Source organism: Brevundimonas sp. EU05-FHT14B11, assembly GCF_058790835.1.
This window is the reverse complement of the sequence record NZ_JBYTCY010000001.1, coordinates 404,414-430,358: the sequence shown is the minus strand read 5'-3', so window position 1 is coordinate 430,358 and position 25,945 is coordinate 404,414. Positions and strand designations below refer to the sequence as shown.

At 69.5% G+C, this 25,945-nt stretch carries 32 protein-coding genes; 17 read left to right on the top strand and 15 right to left on the bottom strand.

The window, feature by feature from the left end; translation table 11 throughout:
- Positions 1-72: 72 nt before the first annotated feature.
- Positions 73-3,279 (bottom strand): intermembrane phospholipid transport protein YdbH family protein, encoded by a 3,207-nt coding sequence (locus tag AC3WRV_RS02160; RefSeq protein ID WP_492311979.1) that lies wholly within the window; start codon positions 3,277-3,279, stop codon positions 73-75.
- A 409-nt stretch (positions 3,280-3,688) separates the two neighbouring features.
- Between AC3WRV_RS02160 and AC3WRV_RS02155 the strand changes: the two genes are divergently transcribed.
- From AC3WRV_RS02155 to AC3WRV_RS02145, 3 genes are all read left to right on the top strand, one after another.
- Positions 3,689-5,041 carry a M23 family metallopeptidase gene (locus AC3WRV_RS02155; RefSeq protein ID WP_291841021.1) on the top strand — a complete coding sequence of 451 codons (1,353 nt, stop codon included), beginning with the start codon at positions 3,689-3,691 and terminating at the stop codon, positions 5,039-5,041.
- 94 nt (positions 5,042-5,135) lie between these two features.
- Positions 5,136-6,026 (top strand): alpha/beta fold hydrolase, encoded by an 891-nt coding sequence (locus AC3WRV_RS02150; RefSeq protein ID WP_492311978.1) that lies wholly within the window; start codon positions 5,136-5,138, stop codon positions 6,024-6,026.
- 83 nt (positions 6,027-6,109) lie between these two features.
- Positions 6,110-6,310, top strand: coding sequence for a hypothetical protein (locus AC3WRV_RS02145; protein WP_291836389.1), 201 nt, complete (start codon positions 6,110-6,112; stop codon positions 6,308-6,310).
- Between the two features lie 71 nt (positions 6,311-6,381).
- Here AC3WRV_RS02145 and maiA read toward each other — a convergent pair whose 3' ends face one another.
- Both maiA and AC3WRV_RS02135 read right to left on the bottom strand, forming a co-directional pair.
- The gene (maiA, locus tag AC3WRV_RS02140) at positions 6,382-7,014 is read right to left on the bottom strand and encodes a maleylacetoacetate isomerase (protein ID WP_492311977.1); all 633 of its coding nucleotides are present in this window, start codon (positions 7,012-7,014) and stop codon (positions 6,382-6,384) included.
- A complete protein-coding gene (locus AC3WRV_RS02135) occupies positions 7,011-7,661 on the bottom strand; it encodes a fumarylacetoacetate hydrolase family protein (RefSeq protein WP_492311976.1) in 651 nt (216 codons plus the stop codon). Before AC3WRV_RS02135 ends, maiA begins: the two co-directional genes overlap by 4 nt.
- Before the next feature lie 207 nt (positions 7,662-7,868).
- On the opposite strand from AC3WRV_RS02135, the gene AC3WRV_RS02130 reads away from it, so the two are divergent.
- The 4 genes from AC3WRV_RS02130 to greA all read left to right on the top strand — a co-directional run bounded on the left by AC3WRV_RS02130 (position 7,869) and on the right by greA (position 9,487).
- The gene (locus AC3WRV_RS02130; RefSeq protein WP_291836396.1) at positions 7,869-8,249 is read left to right on the top strand and encodes a glycine zipper domain-containing protein; all 381 of its coding nucleotides are present in this window, start codon (positions 7,869-7,871) and stop codon (positions 8,247-8,249) included.
- Positions 8,250-8,323: 74 nt separating this feature from the next.
- Positions 8,324-8,653 (top strand): hypothetical protein, encoded by a 330-nt coding sequence (locus tag AC3WRV_RS02125; RefSeq protein ID WP_492311975.1) that lies wholly within the window; start codon positions 8,324-8,326, stop codon positions 8,651-8,653.
- Between the two features lie 89 nt (positions 8,654-8,742).
- Complete coding sequence (locus AC3WRV_RS02120; RefSeq protein ID WP_291836402.1) at positions 8,743-8,907, top strand: DUF1328 family protein; 165 nt, start codon at positions 8,743-8,745, stop codon at positions 8,905-8,907.
- Between the two features lie 103 nt (positions 8,908-9,010).
- The gene (greA, locus tag AC3WRV_RS02115; protein ID WP_492311974.1) at positions 9,011-9,487 is read left to right on the top strand and encodes a transcription elongation factor GreA; all 477 of its coding nucleotides are present in this window, start codon (positions 9,011-9,013) and stop codon (positions 9,485-9,487) included.
- Between the two features lie 21 nt (positions 9,488-9,508).
- On the opposite strand, the gene AC3WRV_RS02110 is transcribed toward greA, so the two are convergent.
- A complete protein-coding gene (locus tag AC3WRV_RS02110) occupies positions 9,509-10,306 on the bottom strand; it encodes an SDR family oxidoreductase (RefSeq protein WP_492311973.1) in 798 nt (265 codons plus the stop codon).
- Positions 10,306-10,605 carry a 4a-hydroxytetrahydrobiopterin dehydratase gene (locus tag AC3WRV_RS02105; RefSeq protein WP_291836407.1) on the bottom strand — a complete coding sequence of 100 codons (300 nt, stop codon included), beginning with the start codon at positions 10,603-10,605 and terminating at the stop codon, positions 10,306-10,308. Before AC3WRV_RS02105 ends, AC3WRV_RS02110 begins: the two co-directional genes overlap by 1 nt.
- A 78-nt stretch (positions 10,606-10,683) precedes the next feature.
- On the opposite strand from AC3WRV_RS02105, the gene AC3WRV_RS02100 reads away from it, so the two are divergent.
- The 5 genes from AC3WRV_RS02100 to AC3WRV_RS02080 all read left to right on the top strand — a co-directional run bounded on the left by AC3WRV_RS02100 (position 10,684) and on the right by AC3WRV_RS02080 (position 15,085).
- On the top strand, positions 10,684-11,430 hold the full coding sequence (locus AC3WRV_RS02100) for a Crp/Fnr family transcriptional regulator (protein ID WP_492311972.1): 747 nt from the start codon (positions 10,684-10,686) through the stop codon (positions 11,428-11,430).
- A 63-nt stretch (positions 11,431-11,493) separates the two neighbouring features.
- Entirely contained in the window at positions 11,494-12,285 is a 792-nt protein-coding gene (locus AC3WRV_RS02095) for a class I SAM-dependent methyltransferase (RefSeq protein ID WP_492311971.1), read from the top strand.
- Positions 12,273-13,874, top strand: a complete 1,602-nt coding sequence (gene ubiB, locus AC3WRV_RS02090; protein ID WP_291836417.1) for a 2-polyprenylphenol 6-hydroxylase — start codon at positions 12,273-12,275, stop codon at positions 13,872-13,874. Before AC3WRV_RS02095 ends, ubiB begins: the two co-directional genes overlap by 13 nt.
- A 22-nt stretch (positions 13,875-13,896) precedes the next feature.
- A complete protein-coding gene (locus AC3WRV_RS02085; RefSeq protein WP_291836419.1) occupies positions 13,897-14,334 on the top strand; it encodes a hypothetical protein in 438 nt (145 codons plus the stop codon).
- Positions 14,335-14,359: 25 nt separating this feature from the next.
- Positions 14,360-15,085, top strand: coding sequence for an EF-hand domain-containing protein (locus AC3WRV_RS02080; RefSeq protein ID WP_291836421.1), 726 nt, complete (start codon positions 14,360-14,362; stop codon positions 15,083-15,085).
- Positions 15,086-15,104: 19 nt separating this feature from the next.
- On the opposite strand, the gene AC3WRV_RS02075 is transcribed toward AC3WRV_RS02080, so the two are convergent.
- The 6 genes from AC3WRV_RS02075 to AC3WRV_RS02050 form a co-directional block, all read right to left on the bottom strand.
- The gene (locus AC3WRV_RS02075) at positions 15,105-15,662 is read right to left on the bottom strand and encodes a hypothetical protein (protein ID WP_291836424.1); all 558 of its coding nucleotides are present in this window, start codon (positions 15,660-15,662) and stop codon (positions 15,105-15,107) included.
- Positions 15,663-15,750: 88 nt separating this feature from the next.
- Positions 15,751-16,158 carry an alternative ribosome rescue aminoacyl-tRNA hydrolase ArfB gene (arfB, locus tag AC3WRV_RS02070; protein WP_291836427.1) on the bottom strand — a complete coding sequence of 136 codons (408 nt, stop codon included), beginning with the start codon at positions 16,156-16,158 and terminating at the stop codon, positions 15,751-15,753.
- A complete protein-coding gene (locus AC3WRV_RS02065) occupies positions 16,155-16,619 on the bottom strand; it encodes a YaiI/YqxD family protein (RefSeq protein ID WP_291836429.1) in 465 nt (154 codons plus the stop codon). Before AC3WRV_RS02065 ends, arfB begins: the two co-directional genes overlap by 4 nt.
- A gap of 50 nt (positions 16,620-16,669) precedes the next feature.
- Positions 16,670-18,022, bottom strand: a complete 1,353-nt coding sequence (locus tag AC3WRV_RS02060; RefSeq protein WP_492311970.1) for an amidohydrolase family protein — start codon at positions 18,020-18,022, stop codon at positions 16,670-16,672.
- Complete coding sequence (locus AC3WRV_RS02055; RefSeq protein ID WP_492311969.1) at positions 18,022-19,509, bottom strand: amidohydrolase; 1,488 nt, start codon at positions 19,507-19,509, stop codon at positions 18,022-18,024. The genes AC3WRV_RS02060 and AC3WRV_RS02055 overlap by 1 nt, the downstream gene beginning before the upstream one ends.
- A gap of 95 nt (positions 19,510-19,604) precedes the next feature.
- Positions 19,605-19,883, bottom strand: coding sequence for a DUF167 domain-containing protein (locus tag AC3WRV_RS02050; RefSeq protein ID WP_492311968.1), 279 nt, complete (start codon positions 19,881-19,883; stop codon positions 19,605-19,607).
- A 101-nt stretch (positions 19,884-19,984) separates the two neighbouring features.
- Between AC3WRV_RS02050 and AC3WRV_RS02045 the strand changes: the two genes are divergently transcribed.
- The 3 genes from AC3WRV_RS02045 to AC3WRV_RS02035 are packed head-to-tail and all read left to right on the top strand — an operon-like array spanning position 19,985 to position 21,630.
- A complete protein-coding gene (locus AC3WRV_RS02045) occupies positions 19,985-20,695 on the top strand; it encodes a hypothetical protein (protein ID WP_492311967.1) in 711 nt (236 codons plus the stop codon).
- Complete coding sequence (locus AC3WRV_RS02040; RefSeq protein WP_291832918.1) at positions 20,688-21,362, top strand: hypothetical protein; 675 nt, start codon at positions 20,688-20,690, stop codon at positions 21,360-21,362. Before AC3WRV_RS02045 ends, AC3WRV_RS02040 begins: the two co-directional genes overlap by 8 nt.
- Entirely contained in the window at positions 21,328-21,630 is a 303-nt protein-coding gene (locus tag AC3WRV_RS02035; protein WP_492311966.1) for a nucleotidyltransferase domain-containing protein, read from the top strand. The genes AC3WRV_RS02040 and AC3WRV_RS02035 overlap by 35 nt, the downstream gene beginning before the upstream one ends.
- Positions 21,631-21,721: 91 nt before the next feature.
- Here AC3WRV_RS02035 and AC3WRV_RS02030 read toward each other — a convergent pair whose 3' ends face one another.
- Positions 21,722-22,651 carry an electron transfer flavoprotein subunit alpha/FixB family protein gene (locus AC3WRV_RS02030; protein ID WP_492311965.1) on the bottom strand — a complete coding sequence of 310 codons (930 nt, stop codon included), beginning with the start codon at positions 22,649-22,651 and terminating at the stop codon, positions 21,722-21,724.
- A complete protein-coding gene (locus AC3WRV_RS02025) occupies positions 22,651-23,415 on the bottom strand; it encodes an electron transfer flavoprotein subunit beta/FixA family protein (protein ID WP_492311964.1) in 765 nt (254 codons plus the stop codon). The genes AC3WRV_RS02030 and AC3WRV_RS02025 overlap by 1 nt, the downstream gene beginning before the upstream one ends.
- A gap of 107 nt (positions 23,416-23,522) precedes the next feature.
- Between AC3WRV_RS02025 and AC3WRV_RS02020 the strand changes: the two genes are divergently transcribed.
- Positions 23,523-23,873, top strand: coding sequence for a hypothetical protein (locus AC3WRV_RS02020; protein WP_291832927.1), 351 nt, complete (start codon positions 23,523-23,525; stop codon positions 23,871-23,873).
- A 2-nt stretch (positions 23,874-23,875) separates the two neighbouring features.
- Here AC3WRV_RS02020 and AC3WRV_RS02015 read toward each other — a convergent pair whose 3' ends face one another.
- Both AC3WRV_RS02015 and AC3WRV_RS02010 read right to left on the bottom strand, forming a co-directional pair.
- Positions 23,876-24,448 carry a cob(I)yrinic acid a,c-diamide adenosyltransferase gene (locus AC3WRV_RS02015; protein WP_291832977.1) on the bottom strand — a complete coding sequence of 191 codons (573 nt, stop codon included), beginning with the start codon at positions 24,446-24,448 and terminating at the stop codon, positions 23,876-23,878.
- Positions 24,449-24,453: 5 nt separating this feature from the next.
- The gene (locus tag AC3WRV_RS02010; protein ID WP_492311963.1) at positions 24,454-24,657 is read right to left on the bottom strand and encodes a twin transmembrane helix small protein; all 204 of its coding nucleotides are present in this window, start codon (positions 24,655-24,657) and stop codon (positions 24,454-24,456) included.
- A 113-nt stretch (positions 24,658-24,770) separates the two neighbouring features.
- On the opposite strand from AC3WRV_RS02010, the gene AC3WRV_RS02005 reads away from it, so the two are divergent.
- Positions 24,771-25,892, top strand: coding sequence for a hypothetical protein (locus AC3WRV_RS02005; RefSeq protein WP_492311962.1), 1,122 nt, complete (start codon positions 24,771-24,773; stop codon positions 25,890-25,892).
- Positions 25,893-25,945: the final 53 nt, after the last annotated feature.

The window sequence follows — 25,945 nt, the reverse complement described above, 5'->3', positions numbered from 1 at the left end:
ACTCTCCGAGTGATCCGCCCCGATCTAACGCGAGCGAGGGTGAACGGGTTCTGAACGGCGAAGACGGCTCGATCAAGGCCTCGGCTGTTCCTCCGGCTCCGCTTCGTCGACCTGACCGTTGCGGGCGCGGTCCAGCTTCATGAGATCGCTGACCAGTTCGTTCAGATTCACCGAGGTTTCGAGCGTCAGGTCGATGCCGGTGTTGGACGGCAGCGGCAGCTCCCGGTTCAGGAATTCGCGGCTGATGAACTCGGCCAGGGGAATGCGCAGTTCCTGCTTTTGGGGCGGGTCGTGGCGGCCCCGGATGCGGAACAGGACGCCGAGGCGGCCCTTGTCCAGACTGTTCACCTGGGCGGACAGGATGTCGAAGGCGAGGTTTTCCATGGCCTGATAGGCCAGGTCCTGGACGGTGTTGGGCGGCAGGGCCTCGCCGCCACCCTGGGCCTCCAGGCCCGTCAGGGACGAGCGGGGGATGGACAGGCGGCCCGGCTGGATCGCTTCCAGGCTGCCGCCGACGATGCGGACGCCGTCGGTGGGATTCCAGCTGAACGGCAGGCGGCCGGAGACGACGGCGTCCAGGCTGACCTTGTCGCCGAATCCGGCGTCGCTGACGATCTGGCCCAGCTGGACGGTCTCCAGCACGACGACGCCGGTGAAGCCTTGGTTGATGTCCAGCGGGACGGTCAGGGGTTCGATGCGCACCACGCCGCCGGCGATGCTGAGGTCGCCGCCCTCGATCGTCAGGGCCGCCTTGTCGAGGCCGAAGACCAGATCGATGTCGGTCAGGGGCGCGACCGACTCCAGCAGGTCCGCGTGAACGGCCTGGCCCGGCGCGGCGGTCAGCGGCGTCAGGCTGGTGAAGTCCAGGGTTCCGCGCAGGCCCTTCACCGGTCCTGCGGGGCTGGTGAAATCGAGGCCCGGGATGGTCAGGCGGCCGGAGCTGGTCCCTTCCGTTTCAGCGCGCCAGTCGACGCGGCCGCTGAAGCCCACGGACCCGACGGCGGGCGAGCCGACGATGTTCCCGGCCATCGGGCTGAGATCGGCGGGCTGGAGCCCGCCTTCGACGAAGGTGAGCGACGGGGCGTCGATGGTCAGGCCGCCGACGCCCGCCTTGCCGTCATGGGCGAGGGTCAGGCGGCCCAGCGTCGTCTCGCCGTGCGCCAGATCGAAGGCGCCGGTCCAACTTTCATTTTCCAGGCGGGCCGAGCCGGCGGCGGTCATCGGATTGAAGCGGGCGGGCGTGGTGGCGTCGACCACGGTCGCGCGGGCGACCTGCACCGCCATGCCGACCCCGCGCGGCCCGCCGGTGGCGGCCAGCGTCCCCTCGGCGTCGTTGAACTGCAGGGCGAGGAAGGGCGCCGAGGCCTTGACCTCGCGCAGGAGGCCGTCGGCGCGCCAGGCGCCGTCGGTCACCGCGAACAGGGGGCGATCCGACGGGCAGAAGCGGCCGGAGACGTCGGTGACGTCGTTCTCGTCCAGCTCCAGCCGTTCGACGGTCACGGGGACGCAGTCGGCGGCGACATAGGTCAGGCGACCGCCGGCGGACGTCAGCTCGCCCCGGGTCTGCAGGGTGACGCCGCGGGCGAGGTCGAAATCGAGGGCGGCGCGGCCGTCCAGCGTGGCGGTGAAGCCGGACGGGGTCAGGCTCCAGCGGGGAATGTCGAAGGCGGCCTCGGGCAGGCCCTTGCCGCGCGTGGCGGTCAGGGACAGGGCCCCGCCGCCCTGCTGGCCCCGTCCGGCGCTGAACAGGGGCGCAGCCGCCGGACGCAGGGTCAGGACGCCGCCGTTGGCGGGGGTCAGGGTCGCGGGACGGTCCAGCGTCAGCCGCGTGCCGCTGTCGCCGGTGGCGAGGGTGAAGGCGGGAATGTCGACGGCGAAGGCGGACAGGGCGCGCTTCATCTCGCCCAGTTCCGCAATGTCGTCGCGCGCCGGGGGACCGAACAGGGGCCAGGCGCCGCGCGCGGCCCGCAGGGAGCCTTGGGCGTCGATCCGCACCGCGCCGTCGGCGACCATGTCCAGCCGGACCGCGCCGCGCGCGCCGGCCAGGGACAGATCGTCCATGGCCAGGCGGTCGGCGGCGAGGGCCAGCCCTCCCTGCGCCTCCATCGCCGCGCCGCGGCCGCCCACGACCAGGCGGGCGGCGCTCAGCCGCACCCCCAAGCCCTCCAGGCCGGCGCCCGCGATCCGGGCGGCGGTGACGTCGGCGGGACCTTCGACGCGCCAGCCGAAGCCTTCGCCCGTGCGGTCCAGGACGGTGGCGGCGTCGGTCAGACGCAGGCGGGTCCCCTGCCCGGCCACGGCGCCCTCAAGCCGGTCGGCGCGGAGGTCGGCGGTGGTCTGGCCGCCGATGCGGAAGGCCTCGATCCAGCCGGCGGTGGTTCCATCGAACAGCAGGCGAGCGTCGACGCCGCGCGCGGCGTTGTCGCCCGCGGCCAGACGATCGGCGGTCAGGGCGAGATCGACACGGGCGCGGCCGTCGCCCCGGCGGGTCTTGAGGTCCGGATAGGGCAGGTCGCCGGTCAGGGTCAGGTTCACGCCCCGCCCCTGCGCGCCCGGAACGGCGGCGGAGGCGGCGGAGGCGGTGACGCGCAGGGCGACCCGGTCGCCGGTGGTGGTCAGGTCGACCGCGGCGCCGAGGTCGCGGGCGTCGAGCCGGTCGCCGCTGCGCAGCGCCGTGGCCGGCATGCGCGCGACCAGCCGCATCAGCTTGCCGTCCTCGACCCGGGCGTCGCCCAGGATGTTGGCGGGGCCGTAGTCGGTATCGACCCGGACGCGCGCGCGCTCGACCAGCACCAGGGGCGAGCGGCTGTCGGGCTGGGGCGGACGGCCGGTGAACTTCTTCACCAGGGGATCGAGCGAGCCCAGGGAGAGCTTGCCCCCGCGCAGGCTGACGCGGGCCACGGGACGGACCAGGCGGATGCGGGTCGGCGTCACGCCGAGGCCCTGTTTCGACCAGGGCGAGCCGATGGCGTAGTCGACCTCGACCCGCTCGATGGTCACGTCCGGATTGCGAGGATCGCCGATGCGGACGCGGGCGACGACGCCGTCCATTTCGATCCGCTGGATGTCCACGTCCGCCGGGACGCCCTCGCGCTCCAGCCAGCCGACCAGGACCTGACGGGTGACGGCGCGGCGGTTCAGCCAGGCCAGGGCGACGAGGATCGCCAGCAGGCACAGGATCACGCCCGCGACCATCAGAAGGCGGCGAAGGACCCTGCCGGCGCGGCGGGCGGCCGGACGCGGGGGCGATCCGGAAGGGGGGGAGGCCGTGTCGCTCATGCCCCTCGTCCTTTAGCGGCACAGGCGGCGCGCCGGAAAGGGCGATGAGCAAACTCAGGAGCCCGTTGAGCAATAAATGCGTGTCGCGTCCGCCACAGGATAGTGGCGCGAGAGACACTTTGAATGCAGGGAGAGTCGGCGGCGAAGACCACCCTCACATCTGCGTGAATAGCGGTCAGATGCTGTACGAATACTGGGGCGATGACCTTTGATCACCTCTGGGTTCACGCAGGCTTTACCCCGCCACTACGGCTCCGGTTAACGGGTTGTAACGATCTGCCTTCCCATCATGGGACGGACGGGCTATACGGCGCGTCTCGCGTTTGGCGGTTCCTTGGGGGGCGGCCCGGCGCGATCCTTGCTTTTAGTGGCTTTGGCGCCGGCCGGCGTCGTCGTTTGTCGGGGACCGATGGCTCAGTTCGATCCACGTCGCCAGCCGATGCGCATCGCCCCTCACGCCCTGACGGCGGTGGCGGCGATCTCGGTGGCGCTGCTTGCCGGACGTGTATACCAACCCGCGAAAGCGGAAGAGGCTCCGCCTCTCTCACAAATTCAGATCGCCGCCCTGGAAGCCCAGGCGTTCGCCGCCGGCGGCATGCCCGCGGGCCTGACCGCGCCGGAAGCCATTCCGGTGCAGATTCGCAAGGGTGAGACCTTCGAGCAGGCCGTGGCCCGCACGGGCATCGCGCCGGAAGAAGCCTCGGCCGTGGCCGCGACCCTGTCGAACGCCATGGACGTCAGCTCGATGCGCGCCGGGCAGAAGTTCGAGACCGCCATCGCCCATCCGCGCGGCGGCCGCGGCGACGCCCGCCTGATCGGCCTGACCATGCGCACCGGCCCGGCCAGCCAGCTGACCGTGTCGCGCAGCTTCGACGGCGCCCTGCGCCTGCGCGCGCTGGAAGAGAAGGTGACCCACGAGACGGTGGTCCTGACCGGCAAGGTCGAGGGCTCGCTGTCGCGGACCGCCCGCCGCGAGGGGGCCCCGGCCGCCATCGCCCGCGTCGCCGGCCGCCTGTTCTCGCACAAGTTCGACATGGATCGGGACGTCAAGTCGGACGACGAGTTCACCTACGTCTTCGACCGCACCGTCACCGAGAACGGCCGCACCATCGATTCCGGCGAGCTGATGTACGCCTCGCTGAAGGGCGTGACCTTCTATCGTTTCCAGCCCGCCGGCGCCCGCGAGGCGCAGTATTTCGACGGCACGGGCAAGAATACGCGCTCGGCCTTCATGCGCACGCCGCTGGAGCGGGGCTTCCGCGTCTCCTCCTCGTTCGGCTTCCGCCGCCACCCGATCGCCGGCTACCGCAAGATGCACCAGGGCATCGACTTCGCCGCGGGCATGGGCACGCCGGTCGTGGCCCCGGCCGACGGCGTGGTGGTCGAGGCGCGCCGCTGGGGCGGCTACGGCAACTGGCTGCGCATCCGTCACGCCAACGGCCTGGACAGCGGTTACGGCCACCTGTCCCGCTACGCCCCGGGCGTCCGCGCCGGTCAGCGCGTCCGTCAGGGCCAGGTCGTCGCCTACGTCGGCTCGACCGGCGCCTCGACCGGTCCGCACCTGCATTATGAACTGTGGCGCGGGGGTCAGCGGATCAATCCGGCCGGCGTGCGCACCACCGAAGGCACCGTCCTGGCGGGCGCCGACCTGGCCGCCTTCCGCGCCGAGAAGGCCCGGATCGACCGCATCATCGCCTCGGGCGGCGAGCGCCGCTCGGGCGCCCCGACCATGGCCGGAGGCCTGCGCCCCGCCCGGGGCTGATCCTTCAGCCCATCCCGACATGATCGAGGCCCGGATGTTCGCGCATCCGGGCCTTTTTCATGATGGCGCCGCAATCGCCCGGAAGAACGGGGTCATGCAGGCCAGACGTGAATTCCTGATCGGTGCGACGGGCGCCCTGTCTCTGGCGGGGACGGCCTCCGGCGCGTGGGCGCAAACGGCCTTCGCCTCGCGCCGGATCACGGTCGAGACGCGCGGGAGCGGACCGGACCTGATCCTGATCCCCGGCCTGGCCTCGACCGCCGCCGTCTGGCGCTCGACCGCCGACCGACTGGCGGGGCGATACCGGCTGCATCTGGTCTCGGTGCGCGGCTTCGGCGACCTGGCGCCCCAGGCCAACGCCGAGGGCGCCATTCTCGGTCCGGCGGCCGGCGAGGTGCTGCGCTACATCACCGAAAGCCGGTTGAACCAGCCGGCGGTGATCGGCCACTCCATGGGCGGCCAGATCGGGCTGAGGCTGGCCTCGGACTGGCCCTGGGCGGTCGGTCGGCTGATGACGGTGGACTCCTCGCCCTTCTTCGCCGCCCTGATCAGCCCCGAGGCGAAGGTGGACGACGTGCGGCCCATCGCCCAGCTGGCCTATCAGGCGATCCAGTTCCTCGGCGACGAAGCCCTGCGGACGCGCGGCCGCGAGATGGGGGTGGAGCTGGGCGGGGCGACGGACGCCCTGTTCGGGACCATCGGCTGGCAGGGCGGCGACCGGCAGGTGCTGGCCCAGTCCCTGTATGAGGTGATGACCGTCGACCTGCGCCCCCGCCTGCCCCGGATCACCGCGCCGGTGAGCGTGGTCTATGGCTGGAGCGCGGACCAGAACTCGCCACGGAGCCGCACCGACAGCCTGTTCCGCGGCGCCTACGCCCGCCTGCGCGCGCCGGCGACCTTCGAGCGGATCGAGGGCGCCGAGCACATGGTGATGATCGACCGGCCGACGCGGTTCCTGGCCGCGGTGGACCGGTTTCTGGGGTGAGGGGCGTCCGCTTCGACCCATAGCGGAAGCTCAGTCCAGGGCGTAGGCTTCGGCCGTCCCGGGGCCTGAATCGGATTGAAGAGATGGGAAGTTTCCGAAGAGTCTTCGGCATTGTCTGCTTCGTCTATGCCGCCGTCGCGCTCCTATGGTTTTTCAACCTGATCCAGGTCGATGCAAAGGTCGTTGTCGCTGGCTTTCTCGTCATCATCGCCGTCTCCTTCGTCATCGACGCGCTTGTTGCGCGGCAAGAACGAGAGAGATCAGAGGGCGGCGCAAACGACTGAGATCGCGTAGGCCGTCCGCTTTCCACCCATCGCAGACATTCGCAGAGTTCGCTCCGGGCAGCCTTCTCACCTCAGTCCGCGTCTGGCTGGTTGTCCGGATGGGCCGCCACGAAGGCCGGATGCGCCTTGGCCGCTGCATCGATCGCCAGCAGGCGCGGGAAGGCGTCCAGCGGGACGTTGAAGCGGGCCGCCGAATAGATCTGCGGGATCAGGTAGCAGTCGGCCAGGGTCGGGGCGTCGCCGTAGCACCAGCCGGCGCCGTGACGGGCGACGAGGGCGTCCAGCGCCTCAAAGCCGGGGACGATCCAGCGGGCGGCCCAGGCGTCGACGGCGGCCTGGTCGGCGCCGAAGCTTTCGCGCAGGGCCTTGCCGACGCGAAGATTGTTCAGCGGATGGATGTCGCAGCCGATCAGGGCGGCCATGGCCCGGACATGGGCGCGGCCGACGGAGTCGGACGGCAGCAGGGGCGGCGCTGGATGCGTCTCCTCCAGCCATTCGAGGATGGCGGGGCTCTGGGTCAGGACGGCGCCGTCGATTTCAAGAGCGGGGACCATGCCCTGCGGATTGAGCGCGACATAGGCCGGGTCCTTCTGGGCCCCCGTGCGCAGGTCATGGCCCGCCTGTTCGTAGGCCAGCCCCTTGAGCGCCAGGGCGATGCGGGTGCGATAGGCGGCGCCCGAGCGCCAGTAGCCGTGCAGGATCATCGTGCCGCCATGGTGAAGGTGAGCGAAGGCAGGCCGCCGATGGTCGCCTCGACCCGGTCGCCGGGCTGGAGCGGACCGACGCCCTCGGGCGTGCCGGTGAAGATGAGGTCGCCGGCGCGGACGTCCCAGAGGGTGCGCGCCTTGGCGAGGATTTCGTCCGGGTTCCAGACCATGTCGTCCAGCCGGCCCGACTGGCGCGCCTCGCCGTTGACGGTCAGGGCGATAGGGGCGGCGGGGTCCGGAAGGGCGCCCAGCACCAGGGCGGCGCAGGGGGCCGACTGGTCGAAGCCTTTGGCGGCGTCCCAGGGGCGGCCCTTTTCCTTGGCCGCGGCCTGGAGGTCGCGGCGGGTCAGGTCGCAGCCGACCGCCCAGCCGACGATCCCTTCCGGACCGATCGCGCAGACCAGCTCGACCTCGTGGTGCAGGTTGGACGTCGCCGACGGGAAGACCGGGTCGGCGCCGTCCGCGACCACGGCGTCGGCCGGCTTGGAGAAGAAGAACGGCTCGGCCCGCTCATGGCCCATCTCGCGGGCGTGGGCGGCGTAGTTCTGGCCGACGCAGAGGATGCGGCGGACCGGGAAGCGCTCGGCGCGGTCCTGGATCGGGAGGGAGGGGGTAGGGGCGGGGGGGAAGAGCCAGTCGGTCATGGGACTCCGGAGGAGGCAGTAGGCAGTAGGGAGGTAGCGCATCCGAAATGGCCCGGACAGCCTGCCTGAGCGCCATTCCGCTACTGCCTGCCGCCTATTCCCTACCGCCTTCGCCATGCTGCATTGCGGGAACCGTCACCGGACAGTGGCGTTCCGGCTCAGGGTTCTCTATTTAACCGTCAAGCTTGACCACACGGAGCGCGCATCATGGCGACGACCAAGGCGGCCCGCGCCGCAGTTAAGAACGATCTGAACACGCTCAAGGACGATCTGAAGATCCTCGGGTCCGAAGAGAAGGCCGCCCTGCGCGAGAAGGCGTCGGCCGCCGACGCCCGCGTCCGCGCCAAGGCCGCCGAGGCCGAGGCCCGCCTGCGCGAACAGGCCGACGTGCTGCGCGAACGCGCCCGCGGCTATTACGACGAGGCCCGCGTGAAGGGCCGCGAATATTACGACGACGCCTCGGAGCGTTTCGACGAGGCCCAGCGCTATCTGACCGAACGGGTTCAGGAGCGTCCGATCCAGTCGACCGCCATCGCCCTGGGCGTGGGCGTCGTGCTCGGCCTGCTGCTCGCCGGTCGCCGCCGCTGATGTTCGGCGGGGGGCTGGCCAGGGGTCTGGTTAAGAAGGCCGTCGCGGCCGCCGCGGCGGCCGGCGCGGCGCTGGTGGCCGTGCTGTTCCTGGGCGTGGCGATCTTCTACGCGCTGTGCCTGATCGTTCCGCCGCTGGCGGCGGCGGCCATCACCTTCCTGTTGTTCGCCTTCATCGCCGCCCTGATCGCCGTGCTGTTCCTGCGCGGCGAAGGCGATGACGAAGAGGAGGAGGAAGAGCCCTCCGGGATCGGCGAACGCGCCTTCATGCTGTTCCGTGAACGGCCGATCCTCGGCACTGTCGCGGCCCTGGCCGGTGGCTGGATTTTCCTGCGAAATCCAGCGCTTGCCAGCATCGTCGCGGCGGCTTTCACCGAGAAATCGCACACCCGCCGCCGCCGCTGAGCGGAACGGCCGGGCTTCCGGAACGTTGATCAGACTGGTGCGGCGTACGAGCCGTTCCGCCTTGAACAACCGCTCTGGAAGGAACGCTCATGCTGCGTTGGGCCTTGATCTTTCTCGTGCTCGCTCTTGTCGCCGGCGCCCTGGGCGCCGGTGGTGTGGCGGGTCTTTCGCTGAACATCGCCTATGTGCTGTTCGTGATCTTCATCATCCTGCTGATCGTGCACTTCATCACCGGCAGGGGACGACGCGTCTAGCGGTCTCGACCGCCGAACATCGAAAGGGCCGTGGTCGTCAGACCACGGCCTTTTTCATGACCGGTGGACCGGAACGGGCGGACCGGCCATACGCTGACGCCCCATGAGCGTCGCCTTCACCCGCGAGGAAGATCTGGAGGCCACGGCCGCCGACCTTCCCGACCGTCCGATCTCCACCCACCCCAACCTCGTCACCCCGGAGGGGCTGGCGCGGATCGAGGCCGCCCTGGCGGACGCGCGCGCGGCCTATGCGACGGCGCAGGCCAGCGGCACGATCGAAACCGACCGCACGCCCATGGCGCGGGCGGCGCGGGACCTGCGCTACTGGTCGGCGCGGCGGGCCACCGCCCAGCTGGTCGAGACCCAAGCCGACGGGCGGGTGCGTTTCGGCGGATCGGTGACGATCAAGCGCGAGGACGGCCGCACCCAGACCTGGAAGATCACCGGCGAGGATGAGGCGGACCCGGCGGCGGGCTCGGTCAGCCACGTCTCGCCGCTGGCCCGCGCCCTGATCGGCAAGCGGGTCGGCGACGAGGCCGTGGTGGCCGGCCAGTCGGTCGAGGTGACCGCGGTCGACTGAGGACGGGACGTCCCGGGGGCCCTATTGGGCCAGCATGCCGCCGTCGATGACGAACTCGGTCCCGGTGATGAATTTCGACTCGTCCGAGGCCAGGTAGACGACGCAGTAGGCCACGTCGTCCGGCTCGCCGATGCGCTTGAGCGGGATGCCCCGGGCCAGACGCTCGTGCGCCTTGCCCTCGTCGCCGCCGGCCATGGCCACGAAGGGGTCGAGGATCGGGGTCTTGATGAAGACCGGATGGACCGAGTTGGAACGGACGTTCCACTCCATCTTGGCCGCCTCCAGCGCGATGGTCTTGGAATACATCCAGACGCCGGCCTTGGTGGCGTTGTAGGCGCCCATGCCCGGCGCGGCGGCGAGGCCCGCCACCGACGAGATGTTGATGATCGAGGCCGGCGCGTTCTCGCGCAGCAGCGGCATGGCGTGCTTGGTCCCCAGCATGATGGAGCGCAGGTTGATCTCATACTGGCGCTGCCAGTTCTCGACGGTGTCCTGCTCGACGAAGGCCAGCGGGCCGCCGATGCCGGCGTTGTTGACCAGCACCGACAGCCCCCCCATGGCCGAGGCGGCGGCGGCGATGACCGAGATCCACTGATCCTCGGAGGTCACGTCGTGGGCGAAGGCGAAGGCGCTGCCGGGCGTTTCGGCGTTCACGGCGTCGGCCAGGGCCTGGGCGCCGTCCAGGTTGACGTCGGTGAGGGCGACCTTCGCCCCCTCGCGCGCCAGCATGTAGGCCATGGCCGTTCCCAGCCCGCCCGCGGCGCCGGTGATCAGGATCTTCTTGCCCGAGACGCGTCCGGCCATCGCTTCTTTCCCCATTATTGGGCTCCCATCGCAGCGGCGGCTTCGTCGATGAAGCGGGCCATGTTCACATCGCGCTCGGTCACGCCGCCGGCGTCATGGGTGGTCAGCAGGACCTCCACCCGATTGTAGACATTGGACCATTCCGGATGGTGGTCGACCTTGTCCGCCAGCAGGGCGACGCGGGTCATGAAGCCGAAGGCGGCGTTGAAGTCCGCGAAGGCCAGGGTGCGGGCGATGGCCGGGCGCGGGTCCTGCGCCTTTCGCCAGAGCGGCAGGCCGCCCAGAGCTTCCGCCACGTCAATCTGTTCCGGCATCGTTCCCTCCGTTTTATCCGGCGTATCGCGCCCGGCGCCGCGCCACAAGCGACGGAAGGCAGGAACGAGGCGGTAAGCGTGAGCGTTACCGAGCGTCACTATTCCGAGGCCGACAACATCATGGACAATCTCTGGATCACGGCCCTGCCCGCGGCGGACCGAAAACGCATTGAGCCGCACCTGACCGAACGCCCGTTCACCCAGGGCCAGATGCTGTACGACGCCGGCGAGGCGGTGGACGAGGTGTGGTTCCCGCTGACCGGCGTGGTGTCCCTGATGACCGTGCTGGCCGAGAACCACATGGTCGAGACCGCCGCCATCGGCCGCGAGGGGCTGGTCGGCGTCACCTGCGGGCCGCTGAACGCCCGCGCCTCCAGCCGCGCCATCGCCCAGCTGGAGGGCTCGGCCGCCTGCTGTCCGGCGGACGTCTTCTCCGAGGCGCTGGGCGAGAGCGAGGCCATGCGCGAGGCCCTGTCGCGCTTCACCGAAAGCCTGTTCGCCCAGGTGCAGCAGACCGCCGCCTGCAACGCCCAGCACCGGCTGGACGAGCGGCTGGCGCGCTGGCTGCTGACCCTGCACGACCGGGCGGGCGGCGACCGGATCCACCTGACCCAGATGGACATCGCCGGGATGCTGGGCGTGCGCCGCGCCACGGTGTCGGAGGTCGGGTCCGAGATCGAGGACAAGGGCCTGATCCGGCGCGGTCGGGGCTGGGTCGAGGTGCTGGACCGGCCGGGCCTCGAGAAGGCGTCCTGCGGCTGCTACGGCCTGATCTCCGGGGTGATGAAGGACCTGGGCGTGCCGAGGCCGAACGCCGCGCATTAAAGACCGCATCCTGCGGCCACACGGACGGATGACGCGGCCCCGGCGAAGCGCTAGACCGCAAGCATGACCGACGCCTCCGAAACCCCGTCCGGCCAAAGTACCGGCAAGACCTCCTCGTTCGGCTTCCGCGACGTGGACGCCAAGGAAAAGGTCCGCATGGTGCGCGGCGTGTTCGACTCCGTGGCGTCGAACTACGACCTGATGAACGACCTGATGAGCGCGGGCGTGCACCGGCTCTGGAAGGACGCGGCGGCGGCGAAGCTGAACCCGCGTCCGGGCGAGACCATCCTGGACGTCGCGGGCGGCACCGGCGACATGTCGCGCCGCTATTCGAAGATGGCCCGGGCGGCCCAGCTGCGGATGGGGGGCGAGGACGCCTCGGTCATCGTGCTGGACTACAACGCCGAGATGATCATGGCCGGGGTCCACAAGGGCGGCGAGCCGGAGATGAGCTGGAGCGTGGGCGACGCCATGGCCCTGCCCCTGCCGGACGCCTCGGTGGACGCCTATTCGATCAGCTTCGGCATCCGCAACGTGGCCGACGTGTCCCAGGCCCTGCGCGAGGCGCGCAGGGTGCTGAAGCCGGGCGGGCGATTCCTCTGCCTGGAATTCTCTCGCCCGATCGCGGCGCCGATCCGCAAGGCCTATGACGCCTGGTCCTTCCACGCCATTCCGCGCATCGGCGGCTGGGTGGCCAAGGACCGGGACAGCTATCAGTACCTGGTCGAGAGCATCCGCCGCTTCCCGGACCAGCCGACCTTCAAGCGCATGATCGAGGATGCGGGCTTCAGCCGCGTGACGGTGGCCAATCTGTCGGGCGGCGTCGCGGCCATCCATCACGGGTGGGCGATCTGAGCCAGAAGATCGACCCCGGCACGCCTCCGCCGCCGCCGGCCACCGTGCCGGTGCGCGATCCGCTGGGCGCGTCCCTGAGGTTGCTGGGCTGGCTGGGCGTGCTGATCCGCCACGACGCCCTGGCGCCGCGCGAGATCACGCCCCTGCTGCCGGTGTGGGCGCGCTGGATCGCCCATCTGCTGCACCTGTTCGCCGGGCGCGAGAGCCGTGACGGCCGCCCCGGCCAGCGGCTGGGCAAGGCGTTCGAACATCTGGGGCCGGTGGCGATCAAGCTGGGGCAGGTGCTGGCCACCCGCGCCGACATCTTCGGCGTCGAATTCGCCCGCGACCTGGGCCGTCTCAAGGACGCGTTGCCGCCCTTCCCGCTGGATCAGGCGCGGCGCGAGGTCGAGCGGTCGCTGGGCCGTCCGGTCGAGGCCCTGTTCACCGATTTCGCCCCCGCCGTCGCCGCCGCCAGCCTGGCGCAGGCGCACCCGGCCTATCTGGCCGACGGCCGCAAGGTGGCGGTCAAGATTCTTCGCCCCGGGATTGAGCGGCGCGTGGCGCACGGCCTGGACTCCATGCGCCTGGCCGCGAAGCTGTCGGTGCGGTTCGTCCCCCTGTCGCGCCGGCTGCAGCCCTCGGCCTTCGTCGAGACCATCGCCCGCGCCCTGCAGCTGGAGCTGGACATGCGGCTGGAGGCGGCGGCGGCCTCGGAGCTGAAGGAGATCATGGCCAAGCCGGATCCCCTGGGCCTGACCGGCCATATGTCGGCGCCGGGCGTGATCTGGGACGGGGTCGGCAAGCGGGTGCTGACGCTGGAATGGGCCCCGGGCATGCCCCTGACCGACCCGGCGGCGGCCCTTCAGCCCGGACTGGACGTCAATGCGCTGGCCGACAACGTGGTGCGCTCCTTCCTGAGCCAGGCGCTGGACCACGGGGCGTTCCACGCCGACCTGCACGAAGGCAATCTGTTCTGCCACGCCCCGGCGGAGCTGACGGCGATCGACTTCGGCATCGTCGGGCGGCTGGGGCCGGCCGAGCGGCGCTATCTGGCCGAGATCCTGTGGGGCTTCATCAGCCGCGACTACGACCGCATCGCCCGGGTCCATTTCGAGGCCGGATACGTGCCCAAGGAACATTCGGTCGAGGCCTTCGCCCAGGCCCTGCGCGCCGTCGGCGAGCCGGTCATCGGCAAGCAGGCGTCGCAGGTCTCGATGGGCCGGCTGCTGGGCCAGCTGTTCGAGATCACCGACCTGTTCGACATGCACCTGCGGCCCGAACTGATCCTGCTGCAGAAGACCATGGTCTCGGTGGAGGGCGTCGCCCGGCGGCTGAACCCTGATCACGACCTGTGGGCCGCCGCCCAGCCGGTGGTCGAGCGCTGGATCCGCCGCGAACTGGGTCCGCAGGCGCAGATCCGCGACGCCGTCGAGGAGTTGCGCGCCACCCTGAAGGCGCTGGCCAGACTGGCGCAAAATCCGCCGCAGACGCAGACTGTGGTCATCCGGGAAACCCGGACGCCGGCCTGGATGATCGTGTGTGTCACCGTTGCAATCTGCGCTTCGGCCGCCGCCCTTGTTCTGTCGCTTTGGCCCGCCATCGTCTGAGCTGATCTTTGGAGACGACCCTATGAAGTTGCTGGTTCTGGCCGCCCTGATCGGTCTCTCTCCCGTCGCCGCCCAGGCCCAGGTGGCCGCAGGCAGCGTGCCCAACACCTTCGACGGGTCCGCCCAGACCCCCGCCCGCGCGCCGGCGCCCATTCCCCCGGTCACCGCGCCCGCGAACCCCAAGGCCGAGGAAACCCTGCGGGCCATCATCGCCGGCGCCCAGAGCGGCGCGATCGACTATGCGCTGATGACCGACGACCTGGCCTCCAAGGTGCGCGAGCAGGAGGCGCAGGTGCTGCCCCTCATCCGCGGCTTCGGCGCGGTGCAGGCGGTCGACTTCGTCGGCAGCCAGGAGGGCGCGGATCTGTTCGCGGTCACCTTCGCCAACGCCGCGACCCAGTGGGTGATCGGCTTCCAGGACGGCAAGGTCGCCGCCCTGCTGTTCCGGCCCGCCCAGTAGACCCTGCCCCTTCGGAGACCTGCCCATGCGTGTGATCCACGTGGGGACGACCGCGCTCGTCCTGTCTCTCACCGCCCTGCTGGGCGCCTGCGCCAGCGACGTGGGGGGACTGGGCGCGCCGGGCGCGGCCAATCCCTTCGGCCCGCAGCCTCCGCCCCGCCCGCCGCTGTTCATCAGCCCGTTCGGCGAGGCCTTCCAGGGCGAGCCCGGCCAGCCCTGGCCGTCGTCTGACTGGTTCACCGGGGCGGACGACAACCTGGACGGCGCGGTGACCTTCGAAGAGTTCGAGGCGGACGGCCGGCGGTTCTTCGCCACCCTGGACACCGACGGGGACGGCCGGCTGAACCAGGACGAGCTGGCGGCCTACGAACGGAGCCTGCGCGGCTTCAGCATGGGCGGCGGACGCCCGGGCGGGCCCGGCGGCCCCCGTGGACCGCGTAGCGGCGGGATGGCCGGCCTGTCGGGCGTGGACACCTCTACGGTGGGCCTCGCGCCCCAGAACGGCGGCACCCGTCGGCCCGCGCCGCGCGGCCGCCCCCAGGGCTACGGCGTGATCGCCGAGGCGGGCTTCTTCAACCTGCCGCAGCCGGTGAAGTCGGCCGACGTCAACATCGACCAACGCGTCACGGGCGAGGAATGGGCGGCGGCGACGCAGCGCTGGTTCTATTCGCTGGATACCGACCGCGACGGCAAGCTGACCTTGGCCACCCTGCCCCGCACGCCGCTTCAGGTGCAGGCCGAGCGCCGATAAGGCGCCCGGCCGCTCAGGTTCAGGGCTTCTGGTAGACCCGCGCGGAGGCGTAGCAGGGCGCCAGCTTGCATTCGGCCATGGTGATCTTGGCCGTGTAGGTCCCGGTCGTCGTGGGCGTGAAGTCCAGGACGGGGAAGTCTCCGCTGTCCGTGTCGGTCTTGATCACCGCGCCGGAGGCGTCCAGCAGGGCCAGGTCCACGACCGTGCAGTCGCCGTCGCAGGAGGCGAAGAGCAGGTAGGGCACGCCCTGCGTCATCGGAACCGTGAAGTTGTGGGACTGGAGCGGCTGCAGGGTGACGACCTGATCCTCGACGCCCGGCACGCGGACGTGGCCCTTGGCGCGCTCGGCGCCGACCTGATCCAGCAGCGAGATTTGCTCGGCGCGCAACGCGGCGCGCTCGTCGGGCGTCATCGACGCCTGGGGCGTCGTCGCCCGGGCCGCGATCTCCGCGGCGCTCGTGCCGTCCGTCGCCGGGCGTTCGGCGGCGGCCGCGGCCTTCTCTTCGGGACTCTGACACGCCGCCAGAGCGAACACGGCGGCCGTTGCGGCGATCAGGGGGAGGGAGGCGAATTTCATGCGGAGGCGCCCTTCTTGAACAGGAGACAGCAGGCCGGTCGATCGACCCAAGCTTCGCCATAACGGGGAAAACCCGCCTCCGGTTCCGTCAGCCGTCGTCCGACCGGGGCCGGCCGCGGCCGCTCTTGATCGAGGACCGCTTCGCCTTGCCGTCCAAGCGCCGCTCCTTCGAGGCGCGGGTGGGGCGCGTGGGCACGCGGTAGACCGGCTTGATGGAGGCCTCGTCCACCAGTCCCTGCAACCGTTCGAGGGCGTCGGCGCGGTTGCGTTCCTGGGTGCGGAAGCGGACGGCGGTGATCAGGATCTCGCCGTTCAGGGTGGCGCGGCTGCCCGCCAGCTTGATCAGCCGCTCGCGCACCGCATCGGTCAGGGAGGGCGAGTTGCGGGCGTCGAAGCGCAGCTGGACGCTGGTCGAGACCTTGTTGACGTTCTGGCCGCCGGGACCGCCGGAGCGGAAGAAGCGGAACTCCAGCTCATCCTCGGGAATGACGGTCATGCCAGCGCCCGTTTGGCGACGACCACGGCCCGGTCCAGCGCCTGCAGGAAGGCGGAGCGGTCCTTGGGCCCGAAGGGCGGCGGACCCGAGGTGGCCACGCCCATGGAACGCAGATGCTCGCCCACCATCCGCCCCGCCAGGGCCGAGCCGATGGAGTCGGCGGTGAAGGGCGTGCCGTTGGACTTGATCGCCTGCGCCCCGGCCTGGAGGCAGCGGTCGGCCAGCGGGATGTCCTGGGTGACGACTATGTCGCCCTTCGTGGCCCGTTCGGCGATCCAGTCGTCGGCGATGTCGGGCCCGGCGTCGACCACGACCTGCTCGATCCACGGATCGCGGCGGGTGTTGATCCAGCCGTTCGAGACCACGAACACCTTCAGCCCGTAGCGCTCGGCCACGCGATAGACCTCGTCCTTCACCGGGCAGGCGTCGGCGTCGATGAAGATGCGGGGGGCGGCGGTCATGGCGGCATCGTATCTCTCCCTCCCCTTTATGGGGAGGGAGAACCGTCAGATCAGCGCGTGTAAGCCGGCGGCATCGCCCCCTCGCCGCCCGTGCGATAGCGATCGCGCAGGAGGAACTGGCGGCTGGTGGGCGCCTGTTCCTGGCCGTTGACGAAGATGGTCTCGGCGATGCTGAGCGGTTCCAGCGGGTCGCCGGACCAGACGACCACGTCGGCGGCTGCGCCGGCGCGCAGCTCCCCGAACTGGCCGGCCATGCCGAAGATCCTGGCCGGATTGACCGTGATCGCTTCAATGGCGGCATCGTAGGGCAGGCCGTGCGAGACGGCGTTGCCCGCGTTGTAGCGGGTCTCACGCGCGCGGTGGATCGAGCCCTCGTTGCCCTTGATGGCGATGACCACCCCGGCGGCGTCCAGGGCCGCGGCGTTCTGCATCCGCGCGCCGCGCGTCTCCAGATTGCCGGGCAGGTTGGAGATCGGGTTCAGCAGCACGGGCACGCCCGCCGCCGCGATCTGGTCGGCGACCATCCAGCCCTCTTCCGCCCCGTCGAGGATGATCCTGATCCTCTCTTCGCGGGCCAGACGCAGGACCTGCTGGATGTCGGCCGCGCGGCGCACGGTGACGATCAGCGGCATGGTCCCGTCGGCGACCGGGATCAGGGCCTCCAGATCGGCGCGCGACAGGCTGAGGTCGCGGACGGCGCCCCGGTCATAGGCGGCGCGGTTGCGGGCGTAGAGGCGGACCTCGGCCAGGGTTTCGCGGAACTGGGTGAACTCGGCCCCGCGCGCGCCGCCGGCGACGCCGGCTCCGGCCTCGCCGAAGGGCGCGACCTGGGCCACGCGCGGCTTGACCAGGATGTCGTTGCCGGTCCCGAGATGGATGATGGCCGCCTGGCCGGCGAACAGGCTGGGCGACTGGAAGCCGCCGGCGCCGACGCCGGCGAAGTCGCTGTCGTCCTGATGCTCATGCCCGCCCGAGCCGCCCGGATGGTTCGGCACGACGATGGCGCGGGTGATGCCGCCCAGACGGGCGACCGGCAGGGTGAAGGACCAGGGGTCGAGGCCATAGGAGACGTCGAAGGCGGCGCTGATGGTGTTGGCGCCGTTGCTGAGGTCGTCCGAACCGTTGACCGAGGAGATCTCCGAACCGCCCAGGCCGGAATCGACCGCGACGAAGCCGGGGGCGACCACCTTGCCGCGCGCGTCGATGACGCGGGCGCCGGAGGGGGCCGCGCCGGTCCCGACCGAGACGACCCGGCCGTTCTGGATCACCACCGTCCCGTTCTCGATGACGGACGAGCCGGTCAGGACCCGGCCGCCGGTGATGGCGGTCAGTTGTTGGGCGAAGGCGGGCGAAGACAGCGCGGCCGCGCAGACCGCGCCGAGGATGAGGCTCTTGAGGCGCATCAGCGGGCTCCCTGCGGCACGTTGGCGGCCGACAGGCCGAAGCCCGGCTGGCCGAGCTCGAAATCGGAGACCGGCTGGAAGGCCGGGTTGCTGCGGTCGAAGGCCAGACCGCCGTCGACGAAGACCTGGTCGGCGCGGGCGTAGACCGAGAACGGATTGGCGCTCCAGATCACCACGTCGGCGCGTTTGCCGGCTTCCAGCGAGCCGGTCTGGTCGGCGATGCCGAGCGACCGGGCCGGGTTCAGGGTGATCCAGCTGATCGCCCGCTCTTCGGAGATGTTCATGCCGATGCGGCGGCCGGCGGCGAGGGCCGCGGCGGCTTCCTGGTTCAGGCGCTGGGTCAGTTCGGCGTCGTCGGAGTGGATGACCGCGCACGAACCGGGCTGGGCGTCGACGAGGGCGGCGTTGGCCTCCACCGCATCCAGGGCTTCCATCTTGAAGCCCCACCAGCCGGTCCACATGTCGGCGCAGATGCCCTCGCGGGCCAGCAGCGGCGCGACCTTGTAGGCCTCGATGGCGTGGTGGAAGGCGGTGATCTTGAAGCCGAATTCCTTCGACAGGTCGATCATCATGGCCATCTCGTCGGCCCGATAGCAGTGGTTCTGCACCAGGATCGAACCGTCCAGCACGCCGGCGATGGTCTCGTTCTGCAGGTTGCGGGTCGGGGGCGAGCCCTCGCCGTCCGCGCGCCACTTGTCCCATTTGGCGCGGTAGTCCTGGGCGGCGATGAAGGCGGCGCGATAGCCGGCCATATTGCCCATGCCCGTGGCCGGGCTCTGGTTGCGGCCGCCGTAGACGCGCGAGGGGTTCTCGCCGCAGGCCATCTTCAGGCCATAGGGCGCGCCGGGGAATTTCATCCCCTGCATGGTCACCGACGGGATGTTGCGCACCGTCACGCCGCGGCCGCCGAACAGGTTGGCCGAGCCGGGCAAGATCTGGAGGGTGGTCACGCCGCCGGCGCGGGCGGCGTTGAAGCCGGGATCCTGCGGCCACAGGCTGTGCTCGGCCCAGACCTGGGCGGTGTTGGGGCTGGTGGCCTCATTGCCGTCGCTCATGCCGCTGACGCCCGGCGAGGGATAGACGCCGAGGTGGGAGTGGACGTCGATGATACCCGGGGTCACGAAGCGGCCGTTGGCCTGCACCGTGCGGTAGCCGGCCGGAATGGCCGTGGAGGCGTCGCCGACGGCGGCCACGCGGCCATCGGTGATCACGACCACGCCGTTCTCGATCCTGCGTCCGGCGCCGTCCAGGACGGTGCCGCCGACGATGGCGAAATTCTCGCGCGGCAGGCCGCGGTAGGTCGACGGATAGGGATCGGGGTTGGTCGCGGAGTCCAGACCGGCCGCCAGCGGCTGGCGGGTCTTGGCGCCGGACGATCCGTCAGGCGCGGGCGTCTGGCTGCTTCCGGTGCTGGTGGTGGCGCAGGCCCCGAGGGCGAGCACGGCGAGGGCGGCAAGGCCGGGGCCTGCCAGGCGGCGAAGTCTCATGAAAAGCTCCCCTGTGCGCCCAACCTCGAAAACGGCGGCGCGAACTCGGGGCGGATTACAAGAGGCTGAGGGCCGCCGCGACAAGGCCCTAAACATTACAAGTCGGTAAGGCGGGCTTTCGCTTCGTCTTCGGACAGTCCGGCGACGGCCAGCATCTTGGTCCGGGACTGACCCCCGCGCGCCAGCGTCACGGCGGATTTGGGCACGCCGAGCGCCTTGGCCATCAGCTTGAGCAGGGCCGCATTGGCCTCGCCCTCGACCGGCCGGGCGCGGACGCGAACCTTGAGGATGGGGCGGTCGTCGGTGTCGGTGGCCCAGCCGTCGATGCGGTCGGCGGAGGCGCCGGGGGTGAGGCGGATGGGGAGGTGGGCCATGGGAGTACCGAGGGGCAGCAGAGATGCGGCGTCGCAGAGCCAGCTTGGCTGTGGAGGCTCGACGCTCCATTATGCGGCTTGTTCAAGCCTACTGATCTCGGATGCAAGAATTGACATGCTCTCGCGGTGTAGCCAATCCAAGCGCAGCAACACGGACCAAGTTGTTTGCCGATTCGGCGGGCTATTGTCAGAACCCGGCTTGTGCGCAGCAATTGTTCGTCGACACAGCCAAGGGGGAAGCTATCCACTTCGCCGAGATGGCCCACATTTTCGCGGCCAGCGATAACGGGCCTAGGTCGAAAGCAGATTTGACCGACGCTGAGCGCGGATCATACGACAACCTTATTCTCCTTTGCGCCAACTGCCACACAACGATTGACAAGGCGCCTGACGACTATCCAGACACTCTGATCAGACAATGGAAACGCGATCGCGCCGAGCGACTGGCAGACCTGTTTTCCGTCAAAGCCTTTGCTTCTCGAGCTGAAGTTCGCGCTGCGATCGAACCTTTGTTGACGGCGAACAAGGTCACATTCGAGACCTACGGTCCCGGCTCTGACGCGCGGTTTGATATCGAGAGTGAAGTGCCTACCGCTTGGCACCGTAAGATGCTTGGCAGCATCATCCCCAACAACAAGCGGATCCTCGCAATCCTCGACAAAAATCGAGGTCTAGCATCCGGCCGAGAAGCCGTAACAGTTGAGAAATTTCGGCAGCACACCGATGACCTTATCGCCCGCCACCTTACGGATGCGGATGGCGGCCAAAGGTTTCCTGGGGCAATGGACCAAATAATGGTGGATGATGGCTAAGGACCACGCAAACTGGCTGGTTGGCGTCCTGCCTCAGCATGCAGAAGTCACGAATCTCGAACGTCTCGGACCGAACCTCGTGCGGGTTGACCGCAAGTCGGCTCCACCGGCGATCATCGGAGTGATTTCGGCCGATCAAGTTCGAACGGCTGACTGTGAGGCGTTGTTGAACGGTACTCCGCGTCCGGACTTAATCCTCAATATCCCCAAGGCTGCAACGTGGCAAGGCGAGGTAATCGATCGTCTGGAAGCCCAAGGCGTGGCTTGGGGCAAGATGTACGACCTGTACCGGGCCCTGAACATGGAGGACGATGTCTCAAGCTATCGCAACCCGAGCCTATCGTTCATAGAGCGCCTGTTTCAACAGCACAGGAACGTGGGCTACCTCGAACGTGTGAGCGATCAGGTCTATCGGCTTCACCGTGTGACTGGTGGGCCTGTCGTTGTGGCGCTGACGGATGCATATGAAGTAACCGCAGACACGGTGCGCACGGCCTATGGGGCACTCGCGCCGTTCGACATTCTTCTCAAGAACACACCCTACGGCCGTGTCTCATCCCAAGGCTGGGCAACCGCAGCGGAACTTGGCATCGAAATCTGTGACCAATCCAGCATCTTTACCCGCCTGCGAAATGACGGCGAAGCCGATCATCAGAGCGATCGCTGAAACGATTGGCAGCCTGCGGACAAAGGGGCGGCTCGAAGCCTATGTTTTCGGCTCGGTCGTCAATCGAAAGACGGCGATGTGGTCGGACATCGACCTCTTGATCGTCTGTGAGCTTGAGGTCGACGGCCCTTTGGCTCGAAACAGCTTGGCGGAGCTTTCTGACAAGTTCCCAATCGACCTAACGATCATGCTGACCGAGGAGGAGGTAGAACTCGACTTCATACGATCCGAACGGTGCCGTTGGCTAACGTCATCAAAGAGCAGGTAGTCTTGTTCAGCCACGCCTGCATAGCCCATGAAAAAGGGCGCGGCCCCTTCCGGCTCCGCGCCCTTCTCGATCCTTGCGGCGGGGCTGAACCCTAGCCCAGCGCCTTCATCAGCTCCGGCACGGCGACCTTGTAGTCCTGCACCAGGCCGTAGTCGGCGATCTGGAAGATCGGGGCGTCAGGGTCCTTGTTGATCGCGGCGATCACTTTGGAATCCTTCATGCCGGCCAGGTGCTGGATGGCGCCCGAGATGCCGATGGCGAGGTAGAGAGCCGGGGCGACGACCTTGCCGGTCTGGCCGACCTGGTAGTCGTTGGGCGCATAGCCGGCGTCCACGGCGGCGCGGGAAGCCCCGACGGCGGCGCCCAGCTTGTCGGCCAGCGGGTCCATGACGGCGTGGAACTCCTCGGCCGAACCGAGGGCGCGGCCGCCCGAGACGACGATCTTGGCGGCGCCCAGTTCCGGACGGTCCGACTTGACCATTTCCTCGCTGACGAAGGTCGTCTTGGAGGCGTCGGCGCCGGTGACGGTCTCGACCTTGGCCGAGCCGCCGTCAGCGGCGGCGGCGAAGGCGGTCGGGCGCACGGTGATGACCTTCTTGGCGTCCGACGACTGGACGGTCTCCAGTGCGTTGCCGGCGTAGATCGGGCGCACGAAGGTATCGGCCGAGACGACCTCGACGATGTCCGAGATCGGGGCGGTGTCGAGCTTGGCGGCGATGCGCGGGGCGAAATTCTTGCCGTCGGTGTTGGCCGGGGTCAGCACGGCGTCGTAGCCGGCGGCCAGCGGCAGGACGGTGGCCTCGACGGCCTCGGCCAGCATCTTGCCCAGGCCGGCGCTCTCGGCCAGCAGGACCTTGCGGACGCCCGTGATCTTGGCGGCGGCGTCGGCGACGCCCTGGGCGCCCTGGCCCAGGACCAGCACGTCCACGTCGCCCGAGATCGCCAGGGCGGCGGTGACGGTCTTGTGGGTGGTGTCGCGAACGGCCTTGCCGTCGTGATCGGCGATGACGAGAACGGCCATTACAGGACCCCCGCGGACTTGAGCTTGGACACCAGTTCGGCGGCGTCAGCCACCTTCACGCCGGCCGAGCGCTTGGGCGGCTCGGCGACCTTGAGCACCTTGAGGCGCGGCGCCGTGTCGACGCCGTAGTCGGCGACCGCCTTGACCGCGATCTCCTTCTTCTTGGCCTTCATGATGTTGGGCAGGGAGGCGTAGCGCGGGGTGTTGAGGCGCAGGTCCACCGAGACCACCGCCGGCAGGGCCGCCGACACGGTCTGCAGGCCGCCGTCGACCTCGCGGGTCACGGTCGCCTTGCCGCCCTCGATCACGATCTTGCCGGCGAAGGTGGCCTGGGGCCAGTCGAGCAGGGCGGCCAGCATCTGGCCGACCGCGTTGTTGTCGCCGTCGATCGACTGCTTGCCCAGCAGGACCAGGTCCGGCTTCTCCTCGTCGACCACCGCCTTGAGCAGCTTGGCGATCGCCAGCGGCTCCAGGTCCGTGTCGGACTGGATCAGCAGGCCCCGGTCGGCGCCCATGGCCAGGGCGGTGCGGATGGTTTCCTGCGCCTGGGTGACGCCGATGGAGACGACCACGATCTCGTCGGCGGTGCCGGCGGCGTGGTGTTCCTTGCCTTCCTTCATGCGCACGGCCTCTTCGACGGCGATTTCGTCGAACGGGTTCATGCTCATTTTGACGTTGGCGAGGTCGACGCCGGTCTGGTCCGCCTTGACGCGGGCCTTGACGTTGGAGTCGATCACCCGTTTGACGGGGACGAGAACCTTCATTGCGCTATCCACAAAGTCGCCGGAATGTTGGGTCAGGCAATAGGTACGCCGGACCCGACCTGTCAACGTAACGCGGCGTCAACACGCCAGATCACGGAACGCCTCACATGCACCGTCTCCTGACCATGAAGCGGCTCAGCGTGCTGTTTCTGTGCACCTTCGCCGTGCTGCTGGGCGCGACCTTCGCCTGGCAGGCGCTGGTCAAGGCGCCGGGCGAGCGCTGCGTGACCGACGGCGGATGGTGGGACCCCGACCAGCGCGTCTGCGCCCGCCCGATGTCGATCGCGGAGATCGAAGGGATCACCGGCCGCCTTCCCGGCGAGACCCGGGCCCAGGCCTCGGACCGCAAGAACCGCGAACTGGTGGCCATCGAGGACCAGTTGGTGGCCCAGCAGGCCGCCCGCGACGCCGACGCCGAGCGTCAACGGGTCGCCCTGGCCGCCGCACGCGGCAACTAGCCTCAGCGCGTCGCCCCCGGCTTCCACTTGATGTCGCCCGCGCCGTTGGCGTTGGCCCGGCGGGCCGCGACGAACAGGTGGTCGGACAGGCGGTTCAGATAGCGCACGGCCGCCGGCGTCACCGCCTCGCCGCTTTCGACCAGCCGCACGGCCTCGCGCTCGGCCCGGCGCGCCACGGTGCGGGCCAGGTGCAGATGCGCCGACAGGGGCGCGCCGCCGGGCAGGATGAAGCTGTCCAGCGCCTTGAGGCTTTCGTTCATCCAGTCGATTTCCTGCTCCAGCCGCTCGACCTGACTGTCGAGGATGCGCAGGGCCTCCCATTTGGGCGGCGGCTCCAGCGGGGTGGCCAGGTCGGCGCCGAGGTCGAACAGCTCGTTCTGGATGCGGCCCAGCATGGCGTCGATGCGGTCGTTCTGGCCCGAGTGGAGGCGGGCCACGCCGATCACGGAATTCAGCTCGTCCACCGCGCCATAGGCCTCGACCCGGCGGTCGCTCTTGGACACGGTCGCGCCAGACGCCAGCCGGGTCTGCCCGCCGTCGCCGGTCTTTGTGTAGATCTTGTTCAGGACCACCATGGGCGTCAGGCCCCGTGCGTGGATTTCCACCACATGCCCGCGACCAGCAGCACCACGGCCACGGCCTGCAGCAGGACGCGCAGCCGCATCAGCTTGTTCGAGCGCGAGCGGGCCTCGGGGCCGTCCTTGTAGAGCTGGCGCAGACCCAGGGCGAGCGTCACGGCCACGGCGGCCACGGCGGTGAGAATGAGGATGTCGAAGACGGTCATGGACGCTTTCTAGGCCCGACGCCTCGCCGAGGCCAGCACCGCACGGTCGCACCACCTCGGCTAAGCCGTTGGTCATCTATTCGTGTTTCAACGTTCGCTTGCCTGGGGGCCCCATGACTGACCGCGCGATCCGAAATCTGGCCCACCTGCGCCGTTCCGCGTCGACGGCCCGCGTGCTGAACCTGCTGAAGGTGGCCAACGAACACGGCCACGAGCTGGAGTGGCGGACCCGGCCGATCTTCCGCACCCCGGCGCTGAACAGCGCCCTGATCATCAAGCACCGCCTGCGCCGCGACGAGCTGGACGCCTTCCACCTGCGCCGCCAAGTGGCGACCAAGGTGGTCATCCCGATCGACGCCGACGACCTGAAGACCGGCGGCCGCTTCGTCTTCGTCGACCAGCGCAGTTTCGAACGGATGATGCAGGAGGCCTTCGGCCTGGAGACCGAGCATCCGGACCTGCGCACCCTGCGTCTGATGGACGCCCTGCCCTCGCTGGACCCCTTCCTGCTGCGCGAACAGCTGCGCCGCGAGGGGATCGAGCCGGCCCCCTGCTATTTCTCGATCAGCGACGGCGACCTGACGCGGATGGCGCAGTTCGTCGAGGCCGAGATCCGGCCGCTGGTGACCCTGAGCTTCGGCGAGGACGTCGAGGCGGTGGGATCGACCCGGCGGCTGGCCGGCAAGATCCTGTCCAACGATCCCGGCGACCGCATGGAGGCCTTGCGTCAGACCCTGCACCTGAAGCCGGAGGAGTATCAGGAGGGCATCTTCTGCTGGAAGGGCTTCCTCTACTACAAATGGGTGCTGACCAGCCTGATGGCGGACGTGACCCATGTGGCCGAGGCGGTCGCGACGGTGAAGCCTCTCGGCAAGGTCGACCGCAGTTCGCGCGAGTATCTGGACCGGGGCCGTCAGGTGCTGCGCGACCGGATCGTCGCGGTCTGCGACGACGCCGCGCGGACCCTGCGCATCTATGACGACGCCTATGCGGCCCTGACGCAGGATTCGCGTCCCGGCGCCTTCCGCGACTTCTTGCTGCAGGCCCCGCGCCTGTTCACCCGGCTGGGCGAGCAGCTGGGCGCGATCCAGCACGTGGTCAGCTTCTGGCGCTTCCGCTTCAGCCCCGGCGCCGCGCCCATCGGCGTGGACGAACTGATCGATGTCTTCATGGACTTCGAGACCGGCCTGGCCGACCGCAACCAGGACCTGGGCCAGCGCATCCTGGCCGCCTGAACGGCCCCGCTAGGGAACACTGCGTAGCCCAGCCTTAAGACCCTAATACCCCC